The 18817-nt window shown below is 67.2% G+C and carries 15 protein-coding genes and 1 riboswitch; of the genes, 7 read left to right on the top strand and 8 right to left on the bottom strand.

Translation table 11 applies throughout. From position 1 onward, the window contains the following. Positions 1–26: 26 nt before the first annotated feature. Together ACFPPB_RS09805 and ACFPPB_RS09800 are read right to left on the bottom strand one after the other, a co-directional pair. Positions 27–377, bottom strand: coding sequence for a cupredoxin domain-containing protein (locus ACFPPB_RS09805; protein ID WP_377326580.1), 351 nt, complete (start codon positions 375–377; stop codon positions 27–29). A 10-nt stretch (positions 378–387) separates the two neighbouring features. Continuing rightward, complete coding sequence (locus ACFPPB_RS09800) at positions 388–930, bottom strand: DUF4142 domain-containing protein (RefSeq protein WP_377326579.1); 543 nt, start codon at positions 928–930, stop codon at positions 388–390. Between the two features lie 186 nt (positions 931–1116). Between ACFPPB_RS09800 and folE the strand changes: the two genes are divergently transcribed. Further along, positions 1117–1746 (top strand): GTP cyclohydrolase I FolE, encoded by a 630-nt coding sequence (folE, locus tag ACFPPB_RS09795; protein ID WP_377326578.1) that lies wholly within the window; start codon positions 1117–1119, stop codon positions 1744–1746. Between the two features lie 55 nt (positions 1747–1801). Next, entirely contained in the window at positions 1802–2509 is a 708-nt protein-coding gene (locus ACFPPB_RS09790) for an RNA polymerase sigma factor (protein WP_377326577.1), read from the top strand. A 114-nt stretch (positions 2510–2623) separates the two neighbouring features. Here the strand turns inward: ACFPPB_RS09790 and eda are convergent, their stop codons facing one another. The 4 genes from eda to zwf all read right to left on the bottom strand — a co-directional run bounded on the left by eda (position 2624) and on the right by zwf (position 7603). After that, positions 2624–3277 carry a bifunctional 4-hydroxy-2-oxoglutarate aldolase/2-dehydro-3-deoxy-phosphogluconate aldolase gene (eda, locus tag ACFPPB_RS09785; protein ID WP_377326576.1) on the bottom strand — a complete coding sequence of 218 codons (654 nt, stop codon included), beginning with the start codon at positions 3275–3277 and terminating at the stop codon, positions 2624–2626. Between the two features lie 105 nt (positions 3278–3382). Then, positions 3383–5200: a phosphogluconate dehydratase gene (gene edd / locus ACFPPB_RS09780; RefSeq protein WP_377326575.1), complete on the bottom strand. Its 1818-nt coding sequence runs from the start codon at positions 5198–5200 to the stop codon at positions 3383–3385. 106 nt (positions 5201–5306) lie between these two features. Beyond that, positions 5307–6020 carry a 6-phosphogluconolactonase gene (pgl, locus tag ACFPPB_RS09775; RefSeq protein WP_377326574.1) on the bottom strand — a complete coding sequence of 238 codons (714 nt, stop codon included), beginning with the start codon at positions 6018–6020 and terminating at the stop codon, positions 5307–5309. 122 nt (positions 6021–6142) lie between these two features. Next, positions 6143–7603 carry a glucose-6-phosphate dehydrogenase gene (zwf, locus tag ACFPPB_RS09770; RefSeq protein WP_377326573.1) on the bottom strand — a complete coding sequence of 487 codons (1461 nt, stop codon included), beginning with the start codon at positions 7601–7603 and terminating at the stop codon, positions 6143–6145. 220 nt (positions 7604–7823) lie between these two features. Here zwf and ACFPPB_RS09765 point away from each other — a divergent pair, with 220 nt between their 5' ends. The 5 genes from ACFPPB_RS09765 to ACFPPB_RS09745 all read left to right on the top strand — a co-directional run bounded on the left by ACFPPB_RS09765 (position 7824) and on the right by ACFPPB_RS09745 (position 16774). After that, complete coding sequence (locus ACFPPB_RS09765; RefSeq protein ID WP_377326572.1) at positions 7824–8576, top strand: GntR family transcriptional regulator; 753 nt, start codon at positions 7824–7826, stop codon at positions 8574–8576. A 43-nt stretch (positions 8577–8619) separates the two neighbouring features. Continuing rightward, a complete protein-coding gene (locus ACFPPB_RS09760; protein WP_377326621.1) occupies positions 8620–9630 on the top strand; it encodes an SIS domain-containing protein in 1011 nt (336 codons plus the stop codon). A 107-nt stretch (positions 9631–9737) separates the two neighbouring features. Further along, positions 9738–10874: an N-acetylglucosamine-6-phosphate deacetylase gene (gene nagA, locus ACFPPB_RS09755; protein WP_377326571.1), complete on the top strand. Its 1137-nt coding sequence runs from the start codon at positions 9738–9740 to the stop codon at positions 10872–10874. A gap of 123 nt (positions 10875–10997) precedes the next feature. Beyond that, a riboswitch (cobalamin riboswitch) is annotated at positions 10998–11229 on the top strand. Between the two features lie 127 nt (positions 11230–11356). After that, complete coding sequence (btuB, locus tag ACFPPB_RS09750; RefSeq protein WP_377326570.1) at positions 11357–13285, top strand: TonB-dependent vitamin B12 receptor; 1929 nt, start codon at positions 11357–11359, stop codon at positions 13283–13285. A 297-nt stretch (positions 13286–13582) separates the two neighbouring features. Next, positions 13583–16774, top strand: coding sequence for an efflux RND transporter permease subunit (locus ACFPPB_RS09745; protein WP_377326569.1), 3192 nt, complete (start codon positions 13583–13585; stop codon positions 16772–16774). A gap of 22 nt (positions 16775–16796) precedes the next feature. Here ACFPPB_RS09745 and ACFPPB_RS09740 read toward each other — a convergent pair whose 3' ends face one another. After that, entirely contained in the window at positions 16797–18077 is a 1281-nt protein-coding gene (locus ACFPPB_RS09740) for an MFS transporter (RefSeq protein WP_377326568.1), read from the bottom strand. Between the two features lie 79 nt (positions 18078–18156). Then, entirely contained in the window at positions 18157–18750 is a 594-nt protein-coding gene (locus tag ACFPPB_RS09735; protein ID WP_377326567.1) for a DUF2239 family protein, read from the bottom strand. Positions 18751–18817 lie beyond the last annotated feature (67 nt).

The following is an 18817-nucleotide window of genomic DNA, read 5'->3' as shown; positions in this document are numbered from 1 at the left end:
AAGCGGGCTTCAGAGTCCCTGCCGGTTTACTTGACTACCAGTGTGCCGGTCATGGTGGGGTGGAACTTGCAGAAGAACGCGAGCGTGCCGGCAGTGGCGGTGATGCGCCCGCTGGCACCCGGTTTCAGGTCGACGTCGAAGCGACCGTCGCGTGCGGTGGCGCTGTGTTCGAGGATGTCTTTATTGGTCCATTCGATGATGTCGCCGGCGCGCACGTCGGTCGGCATCGGGCCGTACTGCATCTTGTCGATCACGATCACATGCACGCGATGAGCCTGCGTCGTCGCCGTCTGTTTCGCGTTGCTGGCAGCGCTGGCCGGCGCGATACCGCCGGTCAGCGCCAGCAAGCCGGCGAGAAGAATCATCGTGCGGAGCATAGTGTGTTCCTTACTTCAGGCTCTGCGCGAGATGCTCGGCATGCATCTGGTGCGACTGGAACAGCTTGAGTCCGGTTTCCAGCAGCGACTTCAGTTCCGCGTTCTGCGCCGACGGTATCAGCGTATCGCTCAGCGCGCCATTGACGGCCTTGTGGTACGCCACCTCGTTGTCGACGTAGGCCTTGTCGAACGCGTTCCCCTTGAGTGCGGCCAGTTTCTTGATTTCGGCAGCGGCATTCTTCGACAGCGACTGGCTGGTCGGATTGTCCTGTGGCGTCACGCCCAGCTTTTTCACCAGTGCCAGTGCCTGTAGGTTGACCGCGGCGTGATCGCGCGCCATCTCCTCGGCGAACGCGCGTACGTCTTTGTTGCTGGATTTCTTCAGCGCCTGCTTGGCGGCGGTGATGTCGATCTCGCCGGCGGTATAGGCGATGTGGGCGATCTGCGCGTCGTTGATGGCCGGGGCGGGGCTAGCGGCCGGGGTCTGGGCCTGCACGTTGGCAACGGAAGCGATGCCGAAGGCGAGGGCGAGAGCGAGCAGTGGCTTGTTCATGAGTGTTGTCTCCTTGAAATGGACGAACGAATGCGGCGAGGGTCGCGGTCGAACCGGCCGCGCCCTAGCCTGCGTCCATGAGATGCAGCAGCGGCGGACAGGTTCCGGCTTTTGCGTGCCACCGCCGGGAACCTCGTCGCGGGCCGCTGCATCGGATCGGTGTCACCCACTACCGAATCCGCAGCCATGCTCGAATCCGATCAGCTCATCTCCGCCGCCGTTGCCATGGCGGCTTCCGTCGCCCCTGAAGCCGCGCGCCCGTCGCGGGCCGAGGCGGAAGCGGCGGTGCGCACGCTGATCCGCTGGGCCGGCGACGAACCGTCACGCGAAGGCCTGCTGGCCACGCCGGCGCGGGTGGTACGTGCCTATGAGGAATGGTTTTCCGGCTACCGGCAGGATCCGGCCAGCCTGCTCAGCCGCACGTTCGAGGAAGTCGGTGGGTACGACGACCTGGTGGTCTTGCGGGATATCCCGCTGCAGTCGACCTGCGAACACCACATGGCGGCGATCCGCGGGGTGGTGCACATCGCCTATCTGCCGAACCGGCGGGTAGTCGGCATTTCCAAGCTGGCACGGCTGGTGGAGGCCTGCGGCCGACGCCTGCAGATCCAGGAACGGCTGACCGCCCAGATCGCCGACACGCTGGCGCACGTGCTGCAACCGCATGGGGTAGCGGTGATCGTGCAGGCCAGCCACGAATGCCTGTCCTCGCGCGGGGTGCGCCTGCACGGAGTGTCGATGCTGACCCGGCGCCTGCTGGGGCAGTTCGCGCAGGAGCCGCAACGCCGCGAGATCCTGGCGCAGCTGGCAGGATGAGCCGGGAACCTCAGGCGATGCCGCCGCATCCGATCAGGTGTAGAAGGAGAGAACCATGACATCGCCTGTCCGACTGGTACCTGTCGATTACGCCGCGCTGGACGACAACGCCCTGGTGGCGCAAGTCCGCAGCGGCCAGCGCGAAGCGTTCCGACACATCATGCAGCGCTGCAACCAACGGTTGTTCCGTATCGCACGCAGCGTGGTCGGCGAGGATGCGGAAGCCGAAGACGTACTGCAGGAATCGTACATGCGTGCCTACAACAAGCTGGACACGTTCCGCGGCGATTCGACCCTGCTGACCTGGCTGACCAGCATCGTGCTGAACGAGGCACGCGGCCGGCTGCGCAAGCGCCATACCATGGTGGGGCTGGAGCAGATCGACGCCGCACCGGACGATACGCATCACGTCATCCGGTTTCCCTCGAAATTCGGCAATGAGGATCCAGCCGTGTCCGCTGCCCGCGCCCAGATTCGCCATCTGCTCGAACACGCCATCGACGAATTGCCCGAGGCATTCCGCACCGTCTACGTGATGCGCGAGATCGAGGAATGCACGGTCGAGGAAACCGCCACCTTGCTGGCGATCAAGCCGGAGACGGTGAAGACCCGCCTGCATCGCGCCCGCCGCCTGTTGCGCACCTCGTTGCAAGGCACTCTGGCCGTTACCATGAGCGAGGCGTTCCCGTTCATGGGCCAGCGCTGCGCCCGCGTCACCGAGGCGGTAATGGCACGTCTGGATCTGCAGGTAGGAGCCCGCTAGCGGGCGATGCTGCTGCTTTAAATCTCCCAGACATCAGAGCAACGGCATCGCCCGCTAGCGGGCTCCTACAAGCGTGTGCGGGTGATCGTCGCGTCGGCTATCTGGCAGGCGGCATTATCCGGACTTGCGCAGGCCGGCGGCTTCGCGTGCCAGCAGTTCGATCGCGGGCCAGTCGCCGTTGGCAAGCAGGTTGGCCGGGGTCAGCCATGAGCCGCCGACGCAGATCACGTTCGGCAGAGCGAGGAAATCCGGTGCGCTGGCGAGGCTGATGCCGCCGGTGGGGCAGAAGCGGACTTGCGGCAACGGGCTGGCCCACGCGCCGAGCAGCTTGTGGCCGCCGGCCGGCACCGCCGGAAAGAATTTCAGGTGGCGATAACCGCGCTCGAGCATGGCCATCACTTCGCTGGCGGTGGCGGCGCCGGGCAACAGCGGCAATTCGCTGTCGTCGGCGGCATCGAGCAGGTGCGGCGACACGCCGGGCGATACCGCGAAGCGTGCGCCGGCTTGTTGTGCAGCCTTCAAGTCGCGTGCGCTGAGCACGGTGCCGACGCCGATCATCGCGCCTTCCACTTCGGCGGCGATCGCACGGATCGCCTCCAACGCGGCCGAAGTGCGCAAGGTGACCTCGATCGCCGGAGTGCCGCCCGCCACCAGCGCACGGGCCATCGGCACCGCGGCGCGTACGTCGTCGATCACCACCACCGGTATCACCGGCGCCAGCCGCATGGTGGTTTCGATCTGTTGCTGCTTGAGTTCGATGCCGCTCATGAGGTCACTCGCTGGTGGGTTTTGTGTAGGAGCGCACCTGTGCGCGAATCGTGCCGCGACACGACCGGGTTGTTCGCGCACAGGGTGCGCTCCTGCGGAGATTGTTCACAGCACGCCGGCGCCGAGATCGGCGGTGGCTGCAGCCTGCCGGAACAGGCCGAACAGCTCGCGGCCCATGCCGCTGTGCTGGGTGGACAGGTCGGTGGTATGCGGCAGGCGCACATCCAGTTCGTGCTGTTCCATCAGGACGTCCAGACGTCCGTTCACCGCATCGAGACGGATCATGTCGCCGTTGCGGATCTTCGCGATATTGCCGCCGGCGACCGCCTCGGGCGTGACGTGGATCGCCGCCGGCACGCGGCCGGAAGCGCCGGACATGCGTCCGTCGGTGAGCAGCGCGATGCGGTGGCCGCGATCCTGCAGCAGTGCCAGCGTGGGGGTGAGCTTGTGCAGTTCCGGCATGCCGTTCGCCTGCGGGCCCTGGAAGCGCACCACCGCGATGAAGTCGCGATTGAGCTCGCCGCGCTTGAACGCGGTAGCCACTTCGTCCTGGTCCTCGAACACGATGGCCGGAGCCTCGATCAGCAACCTGTCGTCCGGTACCGAAGACACCTTGATCACCGCGCGGCCGAGATTGCCCTGCAGCATGCGCAGGCCGCCGTCGGCGCGGAACGGTTCGTCGGTGCCGCGCAGTACGCCGCGGTTGCCGCTCTGCTTGTCGACGGGTTTCCAGTGCAGTGCGCCGTGGTCGTCGAGATGGGGCACTTGCGCATAGCTGTCCATGCCGCTGCCGAAGATGGTGTCGACATCGCCGTGCAGCAGGCCGGCGGCCAGCAGCTGGTCGATCAGGAACGCCATGCCGCCGGCCTGGTGGAACTGGTTCACGTCGGCGTAGCCGTTCGGGTACACGCGAGCCAGCAGCGGGATCACGCCGGACAGCGCGTCGAAATCGTCCCAGCGCAACTGGATGCCGGCGGCGTGCGCGATCGCCACCAGATGCAGCAGGTGGTTGGTGGAGCCGCCGGTCGCGTGCAGGCCGATCACGCCGTTGATGATGGCGCGTTCGTCGATGATGTGGCCGATCGGCAGGTAGTGCTCGCCCAGCGCGCTGAGCGATGCGACGCGCCGAACCGCCTCGGCGGTGAGCGCGTCGCGCAGCGGCGTGTCCGGTGCCTCGAAGCTGGCGCCGGGCAGGTGCAGGCCCATGATCTCCATCAGCATCTGGTTGGAGTTCGCGGTGCCGTAGAAGGTGCACGTGCCGGCGGTGTGGTACGACGCGGCTTCGGCTTCGAGCAGCTCGGCCTTGCTGGCCTTGCCGTCGGCCCAGGCCTGGCGCACCTTCGATTTCTGTTCGTTCGGGATGCCGCTGGGCATCGGTCCGCTGGGCACGAACGCGCCGGGCAGATGGCCGAAACTCAGCGCGCCGATCAGCAGGCCCGGCACGATCTTGTCGCAGATGCCCAGGTACAGCGCGCCGTCGAACATGTCATGCGACAGCGCCACCGCGGTGGCCATCGCCACCAGGTCGCGCGAGAACAGCGACAGCTGCATGCCGGCGCGACCCTGGGTGATGCCGTCGCACATCGCCGGTACGCCGCCGGCGACCTGAGCAGTGAAGCCGGCATCGCGGGCGATCTGGCGGATCAATGCGGGATAGCGCTCGTACGGCTGATGCGCGGACAGCATGTCGTTGTAGGCGGTAACGATGGCGAGGTTGGCACGCCGGCCGCTGCGCAGGGCGGCCTTGTCCTCGCTGCCGCAGGCGGCGAAGCCGTGTGCGAGGTTGCCGCAGGACAGGTGTTCGCGCTGCGGGCCGCTACGATCGATCGCGTCGATCCGCGCGAGATAGGCCGCCCGCGTCTCGCGGCTGCGCTCGCGCAGGCGTTCGGTGACTTCGGCGACAACAGGATGCAGCGTGTTCATGACTCATTCCGAGGGTGTAGGAGCGCATCTTGTGCGCGAACGGCGGGTCTGGCCCGCCCATGGGATGACCGAATAGCCGCAAGAGCATCGCGCACAGGGTGTGCTCCTACGGGCACCAGTACACCGCCACCGGCACGCGCTGCTGGGTCAGCACGGCGCGCACCGGGTAGTTCCGCGCGGTATCGAGGCCGAGCCGCGCATCGGCAAGCAGGTCGCGTTTCTTTTCGCCGGAGACCAGCAGATACAGCGCGCGGGTCTCCAGCACGGTGGGCAGGCTGAGCGTGATGCGCGGCTCGCCGGCAGCGGGCGCACGCATCGGCAGCACGCGGGCGCGGCCATCCGGATCCAGCGCCTCGGCCAGATGGTCGCCGCCGGGAAAGAACGAGGCGGTGTGGCCGTCGTCGCCCATGCCCAGGATCACCGCATCGAATGGCAGCGGCAGGGCGTCGATGCGCGCGTCGGCCTCGGCAAGCCCTTGTTCCGGCGTCGGCGCTCCGGTGTACAGCGGCACGAACTGCGCGGCACTGGCGGCGTGTTGCAGCAACAGCGATTTCACCAGCCGCGCATTGGAGCGCTCGTCGCTGTCCGGCACCCAGCGCTCGTCGACCAGGGTGACCTGCACGTTCGCCCAGTCGAGCGCCGCATGCGAGAGACGGGCGAAAAATTCCTTGGGCGTGCTGCCGCCGGAGACCGCGAGCACGGCGCGCCCGCGTTCGATCAGCGCGGCACGCAGGCGAACCGCGACCCGTTCGGCCAGCGCCACGGCTTGCGCCTGGCAATCGGTGAAGCTGTGTGTGGTGACGTTGAGTTGGGCGGTCATGGATGGTGATGGCGCGCAGCGTGCCGAGTGAGTGCCGCTGCGCGTCTAACGAGAGGGGAACGCAAAGTCTGCCGAATGCGCCGGCATGGCGAAGTGAAGCGAGCGCGTGAATGCCAAGCTATTCACTGGTCTTCATTCCAGGTGCGGCCATCGCGCTCGATCAACGCCACCGCCGCGCTCGGTCCCCAGCTGCCGGCGGTATACGGTCGCGGCGCCTCGCCGCTGGCGGACCAGGCGGCCAGGATAGGACCGGCCCAGCGCCATGCGGCCTCGACCTCGTCGCGGCGCATGAACAAGGTCGGGTTGCCGCGCACCACGTCCAGCAGCAGGCGCTCGTACGCATCGGGCTGCTGCACGCCGAACGCTTCGGCGAAGCTCATGTCAAGCGGCACGTGGCGCAGGCGCAGGCCGCCGGGGCCGGGGTGCTTGATGGTCAGCCACAGCTTCACGCCCTCATCCGGCTGCAGCCGCAGCACCAGTCGGTTCTGCGACAAGGTGCCGGCATCGGCGGCGAAGATCGAATGCGGCACCGGCTTGAAGGTGACCACGATTTCCGACACCCGGCTCGGCAACCGCTTGCCGGTGCGCAGGTAGAACGGCACGCCGGCCCAGCGCCAGTTGGCGATCTCGGCCTTCAATGCCACGAAGGTCTCGGTGTTGGACCGGTTGTTGCCCAGTTCGTCCGGATAACCCGGCACGCTGCCGCCCTCGGCCACGCCGGCGCGGTACTGGCCGCGCACGGTGAGCTGAGAGACGTTGCTGTCGTCGATGGCTCTGAGCGAATTCAGCACCTTCAGCTTCTCGTCGCGCACCGCGTCGGGCGCCAGCGACGAAGGCGGCTCCATGGCCACCATGCACAGCAGCTGCAGCATGTGGTTCTGCACCATGTCGCGCAACGCGCCGGCACGGTCGTAGTACGCGCCGCGATGGCCGACGCCCAGCGTTTCGGCCACGGTGATCTGCACGTGGTCGATGTGCCCGGCATTCCACAGCGGCTCGAACAAGGCATTGCCGAAACGCAGCACCAGGAGGTTCTGCACGGTCTCCTTGCCCAGATAATGGTCGATGCGGAACGTCTGCGATTCGGTGAACACCTTGCCGACCGCATCGTTGATCTGGTTCGCGCTGGCGAGGTCGCGGCCGATCGGTTTTTCCAGCACCACCCGCGAAGCGCCCTGGTTGAGCCCGTAATGGCCTAGGCGCGTGCAGATGTCGACAAAGAGTTCTGGCGATGTCGACAGGTAGAACACCCGCACATGATCGGGCTGCGCGCCGATGAACCCGGCGAATTCGTCCCAGCCGGCATCCTTGCGCGCATCCAGCGAGCGGTAGAACACCTGCTGCAGGAACACGTCGAGCTTCGCCGCGTCGCAGATGCCGATCAGCGCCTCGCGCAGCAACGCGCGGTAGCCCGCGTCGTTCAGCGCCTCGCGGGCGATGCCCACGACCCGGCTGCTGGCCGGGATCTGGCCGTCGAGGAAGCGGTGGAACAGGGCCGGCAGCAGTTTGCGCACGGCGAGATCGCCAGTGCCGCCGAAGATCACCAGGTCGAACGGTTCGACCGATTGGGGGGAAGCAGTCACGCAGTCACCTCGACACGATGCCGGATGGCGGGCAGGGGCCGAATGGCGCAACGCCCGGGTTCTGCAGATGGTACCAGTGAAATACCAGAACGACTACCGGGCTGCATACGAATTCACTACCGCCTGTCATCTTTTCGAAATCCGCGCCAGACGTGACTTGCGATACAGGCACGGCAAGGCGGGCTTGCGCTAACTGGTTTGCTATTGGTATCTTTGCTGGATGGAAACCGCCCTGGCCAACGAATACCGCAGGATCTGCCAAGACCCGGCCACGCATCAGCCACTGGCCTATCTGCGCCTGCGTCGGGCGATCCGCAATATCGTCGAGCATCGCGACATCGAACCGGGTCAGGCACTGCCCAGCGAACGCGATCTGTCACAGGCGCTGAAGCTGTCGCGGGTGACCGTGCGCAAGGCGATCGCGGGATTGGTCGAGGAAGGCCTGCTGACCCAGCGCCATGGCGCCGGCACCTTCATCGCCGAGCGCATCGTCAAGCCGATGTCGCGGCTGACCAGTTTCACCGAGGATCTGCACGAGCGCGGACTGCATCCGCGTTCGGAATTCTTCGAGCGCGGCATCGGCGAGGTGACTCCCGAGGAATCGATGGCGCTGAACCTGTCGCCCGGTTCGCTGGTGGTGCGGCTGCACCGCGTCCGCTACGGCCAGGACGAGCCGCTGGCGATCGAGCGCAGCGTGGTGCCGGCCAGCGTGCTGCCCGATCCGCTGCTGGTGCACGATTCGCTGTACGAAGCACTCGAAAAACTCAATGCCCGCCCGCGCCGCGCACTGCAACGGCTGCGCGCGGTGTCGCTGAACGCGCAGCAGGCCCGGCTGCTGCACGTGGCGGTAGGTAGCGCCGGCCTGAGCATCGAGCGGCGCAGTTTCCTGGACGACGGCCGCGTGGTCGAGTTCACCTGTTCCTGGTATCGCGGCGACATCTACGATTTCGTCGCCGAACTGCAAACCGACTGAGGCCATCTTGAACACATCCGACATCACTGCCCGCGACACCTTGATGTACCGCGAAGCGCAGGAGACTGCCGACGTGGTCGCGCGCCAGTTTGCCGCCAACGAGGCGGTGGTCGCCGCGTTGGCGCAAGAGCTGCGCGCACGGCCGCCGCGCTTCATCGTCACCTGTGCGCGCGGCAGTTCCGATCACGCCGCGGCGTATGCGAAATACGTGTTCGAAACCCAACTCGGCATCGTCACCGCGTCGGTGTCGCCGTCGGTCACCTCGGTATATGCGGCCGAGCAGCAATGGCAGGATGCGCTGTTCATCGCGATCTCGCAGTCGGGCAAGAGCCCGGACCTGTTGCGCAACGCGCAGGCGGCGAAGATTGCCGGCGCCCGCGTGGTGGCACTGGTGAATGTGGAGGACTCGCCGCTGGCGGCGCTGGCCGACACGGTGATCCCGCTGCACGCCGGGCCGGAGCGCAGCGTGGCGGCGACCAAGAGCTATATCGCCGCGCTGGCCGCGGTGCTGCACCTGTGTGCGCGCTGGCGCGGCGATGCCGAACTGGGCACCGCGCTGCAGGCGTTGCCCGATGCCCTGCGCGCCGGCTGGGACGCCGACTGGTCGGCATTGAGCGAAGGCCTGGTCGACGCGCACAACCTGTTCGTGGTCGGGCGCGGCTTCGGCCTGGGCATCGCGCTGGAGGCGGCGCTGAAGTTCAAGGAAACCTGCGGCCTGCACGCCGAGGCGTTCAGCGCGGCCGAGGTGAAGCACGGGCCGATGGCGCTGGTCGGCCCGGACTTTCCGGTGCTGTGCTTCGCGCAGGACGACGACACGCTGGACGGCACGCTGGCGGTGGCGCGCGAATTCCGCGGCCGCGGCGCGCAGGTCTTCGTGGCGGCACCGGGGCTGCAGGGTGCGGGCGTGCTGCCGGTGATCGGTGGCCTGCCGGCGCTGTGCACGCCGCTGCTGATCATCCAGAGCTTCTATCGCGCGGCGAGCGAGCTGGCCTTGCGCCGCGGTTTCAATCCCGACGTGCCGCCGCATCTCAACAAGGTGACCGAAACGGTCTGAAAGGCTTGTAGGAGCGACTTCAGTCGCGATGCTTTTCCTGCATTTGGCCAAAGAGCATCGCGACTGAAGTCGCTCCCACAGTCCTTCGCGCATTACGGATATTTGTCATGACTCTCGCCCTCACCAACGCCCGCGTCCTCACCTCAGATGGCTGGCGCAACGACCTCGCCGTGCTGCTCGATGGCGAGCGCATCGCCGATCTGCTGCCACCGTCCGATCCGCGCGTAGGCGCGGCGACCGTGCACGATCTGCGCGGCGCGATGCTGCTGCCGGGTTTCATCGACACGCAGGTGAACGGCGGTGGCGGTGCGCTGTTCAACGACGCGCCCACGGTGGAAACGATCCGCCGCATCGGTGCGGCACACCGGCGTTACGGCACCACCGGCTTCCTGCCGACCCTGATCAGCGACAGCGTCGAGGTGATGCGCGCGGCGCTTGCCGCGGTGGAGCAGGCGCTGGCCGAAGGCGTGCCCGGCGTACTCGGCATTCACCTGGAAGGGCCGTATCTGGCGCCGGCCCGCAAGGGCGTGCACGACCCGAGATTCTTTCACGCCCCCGGCAGCGAGGAACTGGCGCTGCTGTGTGCACCGCATCGCGGCGCGCGATTGCTGACGCTGGCGCCCGAGCGCGTGCCGTCGGCCAGCATCGGTGCGCTGGCTGCCGCCGGCGTGATCGTCTGCGCCGGCCACACCGCGGCCGACTACGCGACCACGCACGCCGCGCTGGCTGCCGGCGTGCGCGGCTTCACGCACCTGTTCAACGCGATGACGCCGCTGGGCAGCCGCGAGCCTGGCGTGGTGGGTGCCGCGCTGGAAGACGCCGACAGCTGGTGCGGCATCATTGTCGACGGCCATCACGTGCATCCGGCCAGCCTGCGCGTGGCGATCGCCGCCAAGCCGCGCGGCAAGATGCTGCTGGTCACCGACGCGATGCCGCCGGTGGGCGCGGCCGATCCGAGCTACGTGCTCAACGGCGAAACCATCACCGCCAAGGACGGCATTTGCCAGACCGCGCAAGGCGTACTGGCCGGCTCTGCGCTGGACATGGCCGGCGCCGTGCGCAACGCCGTGCAGCTGCTCGGTCTGCCGCTGGACGAAGCGGTGCGCATGGCCAGCACCTATCCGGCCGAGTTCCTTGGCTTCGGCGCCAGCCACGGCCGCATCGCCGCGGGCTACCAGGCCGATCTGGTGGTGCTGGATGACGATTACCGCGTGCAGCAGAGCTGGATCGGCGGCGCGGCGTAGGAGCGACTTCAGTCGCGATGCTCTTGGCGGCGTGTGCGGAAAAGCATCGCGACTGAAGTCGCTCCCACAGTCGCTCAACGAGACCGGTTCGACGGCGTGCATTGCCCAAATAGCCATCCGAAGCTAAAGTGACGCGGTTCAGGTGTCCCGACGGCTCAGCGCCCTAGGGATGAAACGGGAAGCCGGTGCGTGGTGTCGTTCGACACCGCAAGGCCGGCGCTGCCCCCGCAACGGTAAGCGAGATTCACGAACGGCGGACGCCACTGTGCACAGCACGGGAAGGCGCCGTTCGGGGCACGCGGTTCGCCGCGCGCCACTCGCCAGCCCGGAGACCGGCCCGAACGATTCTTGGTGGCTCGCGGTGGGCGAGGCCGAACCACGTGCGTGGCGTTTCGGCCTGCCCGTTGTTCCGTCTTCCCCACTCCGGCTTCCAGCTCATTGAACGCATGAGCCGTGCGCGGGTGCGCGGCCGAGGAACGACCTTGAAGAAGACCTTGCTGGCAGCGGCACTCCTGAGCTGCATGATGACCGCGCACGCGGCCGACCAGAACGACGCGGCCGCGCTGGGGCCGGTGATCGTCACCGCCACGCGCACCGCGATCACCGTCGACGATGCGCTGTCGTCGGTCACCGTGATCACACGCGCCGACATCGAGCGGCTGCAGCCGGTGTCGGTGCAGGATCTGCTGACCGGACTGCCGGGGGTGAGCTTCGCGAATGCCGGCGGCCTCGGCCAGCAGACTTCGCTGTTTGTGCGCGGCACCAATTCCACCCACACGCTGGTGTTGCTCGACGGCGTGCGCCTGGGTTCGGTCACGGCGGGTTTCGCGTCGCTGGAACAGATTCCGGTGGAGCAGATCGAGCGCATCGAGATCGTGCGCGGTCCGCGCTCGAGCCTGTACGGCGCCGACGCCATCGGCGGGGTGATCCAGATCTTCACCCGGCATGGTCAGGCCGACGGCGGCCAGCCTTTGTCGAGCCCGTTGCCGTCGCTGAGCGTCACCGCCGGCAGCAACGGCTTGTTCGGCGCCGAGGCGGGGCTGTCCGGCGGCAACGCGCACGCCTGGTACAACCTCAGCCTGGGCGGCCAGTACACCAGCGGTTTTCCTGGCTGCAAGATAGGCGCGGCGGAGGCCAACGGCGGCATGGGTGCCGGCTGCTTCGTCGACGATCCGCGCGACGACGCGTTCCGCAACTGGAATGGCGCGGCCAATGCCGGCTACCGCTGGGACAACGGCACCGAGCTGGCTGTCACCTGGTTGCGCAGCAAGAACGACGTGGAATACGCCGGCAGCCCATATGGCGGCAACGACGCCGTCAACGAGCAGCGCGTGGCCGGCGCACGGCTGAGCTTCTCGCCGCTGGAGGCATGGAAGGTCACGCTGAACGCGGGGCAGAGCAAGGATCTGGCCACCACGTATTACCAGGGTACCTATTACGGCACCTACTACCCGTTCGCGCAGACCGGTTATTCCAATTCGCGGCGCGACCAGGCGTCATGGCAGAACGACATCGCGCTGGCCTCGAACCAGCTGCTGACGGTGGGCGTGGACTACCAGCGGGAGCATGTCGACAGCAGCACCGGCTACCTGGCCGACAACCGCAACGATACCGGCACCTACGCGCAGTACCAAGGCACGTTCGGCAGCAACGAGCTGCAGCTGTCGGCGCGACATGACGACAGCTCGCAGTACGGTGGCCACGATACCGGCGCGCTGGCCTGGGGCTACAGCTTCGATCGCGGCCTGCGCCTGATGGCCAGTTATGGCACGGCGTTCCACGCACCGACGTTCAACGACTTGTACTACCCGCCGTTCTTCGGCACGCCGTCGGCCAATCCGGATCTCAAGCCGGAGAAATCGCGCAGCGGCGAACTGGGCCTGGCTCAGAAACTCGATATCTGGAACTGGGCATTGAATGCCTACCAGACCGACATCGACGACCTGATCGTGCTGGATCCCGACCAGAACTACGTGCCGTTCAATGTCAGCAAGGCGCGCATCCGCGGCCTGGAAGGCCAGCTCGGCGCGAACCTGGACGGCTGGCAGGTGCAGGGCTATCTGACCTTGCAGCAGCCGGAGAACCACGACGGCGGCGCCAACAACGGCCATCTGCTGCCGCGTCGCCCTGAGCGAACCGCACGCATCGACATCGATCGCCGCTTCGGCGCGTTCGGCCTGGGCACCACCTGGTACGCGGCCGGCAAGAGCTACGACGACGTCGCCAACCTGCACCGCCTCGGCGGCTACAGCACGCTGGCCCTGCGTGCAAGCTGGCATTTCGCAGCGGACTGGCAGGTCGAGGCGAAGCTGGCCAATGCGTTGGATCACCCGTACGAGACGGTGTACTACTACAACCAGCCCGGTCGCGCCTGGTATGTGACCCTGCGCTACAGCCCGGCCACGCGCTGAGGTCCGGCGCCCGATATTGTTGCGCTGTTTGTAGGAGCGGCTTCAGCCGCGATGCTTCCGGCCGGGGTGCCGAAGGGCATCGCGGCTGAAGCCGCCCCTGCATCGCATCGTTGTCGTATCCTTTGCCCCCTGTCTTCCGACAGGGTGTGGACTTCAGGCACATACGCCGGGGCGCGATTGCAGGCATAAAGCCGGCATGATCGAGATACCATTCTCCGCTGTCGCCAGCATGCGGTCCCCGGCACGACGATCCGTCGGCCGCATTTCGCCGCCGTGCTGGCTCGCCACGGAAGCGCCATGAATATTTTCGCACCCCTGATCCGCCGCCCGGTCGGTACTTCGCTGCTCGCCGTCGGCCTGATCCTCGCCGGAGCATGGGCGTACATCCTGCTCGGCGTCGCTGCGCTGCCGTCGCTGGATTTCCCCGGCGTCTACGTGGTGGCCAACCAGCCGGGCGCCAGTGCTCAGACCATGGCCAATACCGTGCTGGCGCCGCTGGAGCGGCACCTGGGGCGGATTCCCGGCATCGACGACATGTACGGCAACGCCAGCGAAGGATCCGCCTCGGTGATGGTGCGTTTCAGCATGACGCGCACCGCCGACAGCGCCGCGCGCGACGTGCAGGCGGCGATCAACGCGGCCGCGGTCGACCTGCCGACGGGAATGCCGTCGCCGCCGCAGTACTTCAAGTTCGACACCTCGCAGATCCCGATCCTGTTCATCACGCTGACCTCGACCGGATTGCCGCAGGACCGGCTGTTCGACCTGGCCGACACCTTGCTCAAGCCGGCGGTGGCGCAGATCGACGGCGTGGCGCAGGTACAGGTATTCGGGGGCACGCCGCACGCGGTACGCATCGAGCTGGACGACAACGCGCTGGCGGCCAAGGGGCTCACCACGAACGACGTCGCCAACGCGCTGCGCGCGGCCAACGTCACCTCGCCGCAGGGCACATTGAGCGACGGCCGCACGCAGATGACGGTGACCGCCAGCGACAGCCTGCACGAGCCGGCCGAGTTCGCGCGCCTGCTGATCTCGGTGAAGAACGGCACGCCGGTCCGGCTGTCCGACGTGGCCAGGGTCTACAGCGGCCAGCAGGACCAGTATCAGGCGGCATGGTTCGACACCAAGCAGACGGGCAGCGCACGTACCGTAGGCCTGCAGATCTCCAAGCGGCCGGAGGCGAATGCGGTGGCCACGGTGGAGGCGATCCGCGCCAAGCTGCCGCAGCTGCGCGCGTCGTTGCCGTCGAACATCACGATGACGCCGGTGTTCGACCTGACCCAGACCACCAAGTCGGCGCTGCATGAAGTGCAGGTGGCGCTGCTGATCTCGATCGTGATGGTGGTGCTGGTGATGCTGGTGTTCCTGCGCCGGCTGCGGCCGACCCTGATCGCCACGCTGAGCGTGCCGCTGTCGCTGGCCGGCGCGTTCGTGGTGATGTGGACGCTGGGCTACACCCTCAACACCTTGTCGCTGGTGGCGCTGGTGCTGTGCATCGGCTTCGTGGTGGACGATGCGATCGTGGTGATCGAGAACATCGTGCGCCACATGGAACACGGCGAGACGCCGCTGCAGGCGTCGCTCACCGGCGTGGGCGAGATCGGCTTCACGGTGATCTCGATCACGCTGTCGCTGGTGGCGGTGTTCGCGCCGCTGCTGTTCGGCAACAACATGCTGGTCATGCTGCTGCGCGAGTTCTCGGTGACGCTGACCGCCGCGGTGGTGATCTCGGCGCTGGTCTCGCTGACGCTGACTCCGGCGCTGTGCGCCTACCTGCTGCGGCACGAGCCGGTGAACCGCAAGCCGCCGGGGCGGCTAGAGCAGGCGGTGGAGAACTTCGACCGCAGCCTGCTGCGCAGCTACGAGCGTGCGCTGGACTGGGCGATGCACCACCGGCGCATCATGCGCTGGCAGCCGCTGACCTTGCTGATACTGACGGTTGTCCTGGGCTTCGCGGTGGCGAAGACCGCCGGCGGCACCTTCATGCCGGACGAGGACACCGGCCAGCTGCAGGTCGACATCCATGCCGACGCCAACATCTCGCCGCAGCAGATGACCGAACGCACGCTGGCCGTGGCGAAGATCATGCTGGCCGATCCGGCCGTGCTCGACCAGCTGACCATGCTCGGCAGCAATGGCGGCGGCAACGGCGCGGTCGGCAACAGCGCGCAGATGTTCGTCGACCTGAAACCGCGCGGCAGCGGTCCGGGCCGGCGCAAGGAGGGCATCAAGCAGGTGGTCGATCGGCTTTCCAAGCATTACGACCTGTTGCCCGACGTGAAGGTTTCGGTCAGCGCCGCCCAGTTTCTCGGCGGCGGCGGCAGCGGCGACAAGGGCGGCCAGTATGAATTCCAGCTGGTCAGCACCGACGGCGGCGACCTGCAGCCGTGGGCGCTGAAGATGGTACGGCAGATGCGCACCATCAAGGAATTCCGCGACGTCGGCAGCAGCTTCGACCAGGTCGGCAAGCAACAGCTGCTGAAGATCGACCGCGAGGCCGCCGGGCGCCTGCATGTCGGCATCGGCACGATCGACTCGGCGCTGTACAACTCGTTCGGCCAGCGCCAGGTGTCGCAGATCTATTCCGACATCAACCAGTACTCGGTGGTGCTGACCGCCAGCCCGCAGGAAAGCGTGAGCCCGCAGTCGCTGCTGAACGTGCGCGTGCGCAACGATGAGGGGAAGATGATCCCGCTGTCCGCGCTGGCGCATATCGAGCCGAACATCAGCCCGATCCGGGTGCGCCATCACAACCAGCTGGAAGCGGTCACCATCACCTACAACCTGGCCAAGGGCGTGCCGCAGGACCGCGGCGTCAAGCTGGTCGAGCAGGCCGCGTATGCGGCCGGCCTGCCGGCCGGCGTCAAGGTCGATTTCACGGGCGCCAACCAGCGCCTGCAGCAGATGAAGTCCAACGGCATGGTGCTGCTGCTCGGCTCGATCCTGGCGATGTACATCGTGCTCGGCATCCTCTACGAAAGCCTCGGCCATCCGCTGACGATTCTCTCCACCTTGCCGGCCGCCGGCGCCGGCGCGTTCCTGGCGATGCTGGTGACGCAGACGCAGATCTCGATGATGGCGATCATCGCGATCCTGATGCTGATCGGCATCGTCAAGAAGAACGCGATCCTGATGGTCGACTTCGCGCTGGTCGCCGAGCGCGAACGAGGCTTGTCCGCGCCCGAGGCGATCCGCGAGGCCGCGCTGGTGCGCTTCCGCCCGATCACCATGACCACTCTCGTCGCCATGGGCGCGGCGCTGCCGCTGGCGATCGGTTTCGGCATCGGCTCGGAAATGCGCCAGCCGCTGGGCATCGCCATCGTCGGCGGCCTGCTGGTGTCCCAGCTGCTGACCCTGCTCAGCACGCCAGCGATCTACCTGTGGAATTACGACCGCCGCGAACGCAAGGCGAAACGCAAGCAGCTGCGCGCCGAGATCCGACGCCAGCGTGCGCTGCTACAGCAGATACCGGCGTTGCCGAAATAACGGCACGCCTTACGGAGAATCCTCAGCCGGCTTCCGCCGCCCGCGCCGCGCCGATGCTGCGCAGTGCCGGGTTGGTCATGCAGCTCAGGGCGATCAGCGTCAGCGTCAGTCCCGCCGCGGTGAACAAGGTCGCCAGCGAGACCACCTTCAACAAGCTGCCGGCGATCGCGGCCGACAACGGGCCCAGTCCCATGAAGGTGAACATCAGCACGCTCATGGTGCGGCCCATCATCTCCGGCGCCACGCGGCGCTGGATCCAGCTGACGATGGCGATCTGGGCGATGCCGGCGAGTACGCCGACACTGGCCAGCAGCGCGGCGCCGGCCAAGGTCGAGTGCACCAGGGCCATCGTGGCCAGGGCCAGTCCGGCGAGGCTGTCGATGCCCAGCACCATCAGGCCGAGCCGGCCGCGTACCAGCTTCGCCGCGACGCCGGAAAGAAAACTGCCCAGCAGCATGCCGCCACCGTTCGCGGTCATCAGGATGCCCAGCGACGCGGCGCCCAGATCCAGCCGGGTATCGGCCAGCACCGGCAGGCCGACCTGGATCGGGCCGCCCACGAACACGGACACCACGGCGGCGTAGAGGATGAACGCGCGCAGCGGCAGATCGGCCCAGATATGGCGGATGCCGCTGGCGACATTGGCCAGCACGCTGCCGACCGGCACCTTCGGATGACGGTCGCTGTGGATGCGGATCAGCATCAGCGAGCCCAGCGAAAACAGGAAGCTCACCGCATCGATGCCGAAGGCGAGCCCGAGGCCGGCGGAGTCGTCCATGCCGTGGCCGGCGTGCGCACCGGTGCTGATCAGCAGTCCAGCGATCGCCGGGCCGACAATCATGCTCAGCTGGCGCATGCCCATGAACAGCGCGTTGGCAGGCTGCAACTGCTGCGGCTGGATCAGCTGCGGCAGGATGGCCGAACCGGCCGGATAGGCGAATGCGGTAGACAGGCCGATGCCCAGCGCGAGCACGTAGATCATCCACATGTGGATCGCCCCGGCCAGCACCAGCACGGCGAGCAGGCTGACCAGCAGCGTGTTGATCCCGCGCGCACCCAGCAGCACCCGCCGCGGCGACATCCGGTCCACCACCGCGCCGCCGATCAGCATGAAGGCGGCCCGCGGCAGCGCCATTGCGGCGAGCACCAGGCCGAGTGCGGCCGGATCGCCGGTGAGCTTCAGCACCAGCCACGGCAATGCGACCAGGGTGAACTGATCGCCGATCGCCGAGATCGTGCTGCCGCCGAACAGCAGGGTGAATCGATGATTGGCGAACAGTGAATCGCGAGAAGAGGGTTGCATGGTGAAGTCCTTGGGCGCCGCTGGTGGGCCGGCGTCGTAGTGGAACGTGCAGGTGTGGTGCAGGCGCGGGCCGTCGCGGTCAGCTGGCCGCCATGTCGTCCCAGGCCGCGGCGGCCAACCGGCGCAGATGATCGCGCACATCGCGCGGCCACGGTTCGGTCAGGGTGATGAAGCGCTCGCGCTCGTGCCGGTAGAACGCGCGCGACGCTTCCTCGTGCCGGCCGAGGTCGCCGGTCATCGCGAGCATGAAACGATCGACCGACTCCTGCGCAAGCCGCGCGCGATCCTTCGCGCCATGATGGCGCATGGTCTGTTCGACCAGTCGCCGCAACACCGCCGAAGCGCCGCCGGGCTGGCTGGACAACCAGTCCCAGTGGCGGGGCAGCAAGGTGACCTCGCGCGGCACCACCCCCAGCTTCGGTCGGCCGGGGCCGCGCGCTACGAGCTCCGGTGCGGTTTCGCCCAGCGGCAGTCGCGCCAGCACCTGCTCCGCCGTGCCGCGAAAATCGATCTCTATCTGGCGACTGCTGCGATCGTCGAAAATCAGCAACGGCCCCTGCGCGCCCGCTTCCAGCGCCTGCTTCGTTGCACGGACCACCTCGATCAGCGGGCCGCTGGCGATCAGGCGCTGGTGGTCGAATGCGCTGCAGGTAGGCGGATCCGGCTGGTGCATTTGATTTTACCCGGGTGAAATAACGGACGGATTCTACCCGGGTCAAATTGCCTGTCAAGGGTGGCGC

Origin of the sequence: Rhodanobacter terrae (genome assembly GCF_042657005.1) — a bacterium.
Lineage (GTDB): Bacteria > Pseudomonadota > Gammaproteobacteria > Xanthomonadales > Rhodanobacteraceae > Rhodanobacter > Rhodanobacter terrae.
The sequence above is the reverse complement of the archived record's forward strand: the minus strand, read 5'-3'. Positions and strand labels throughout refer to the sequence as shown.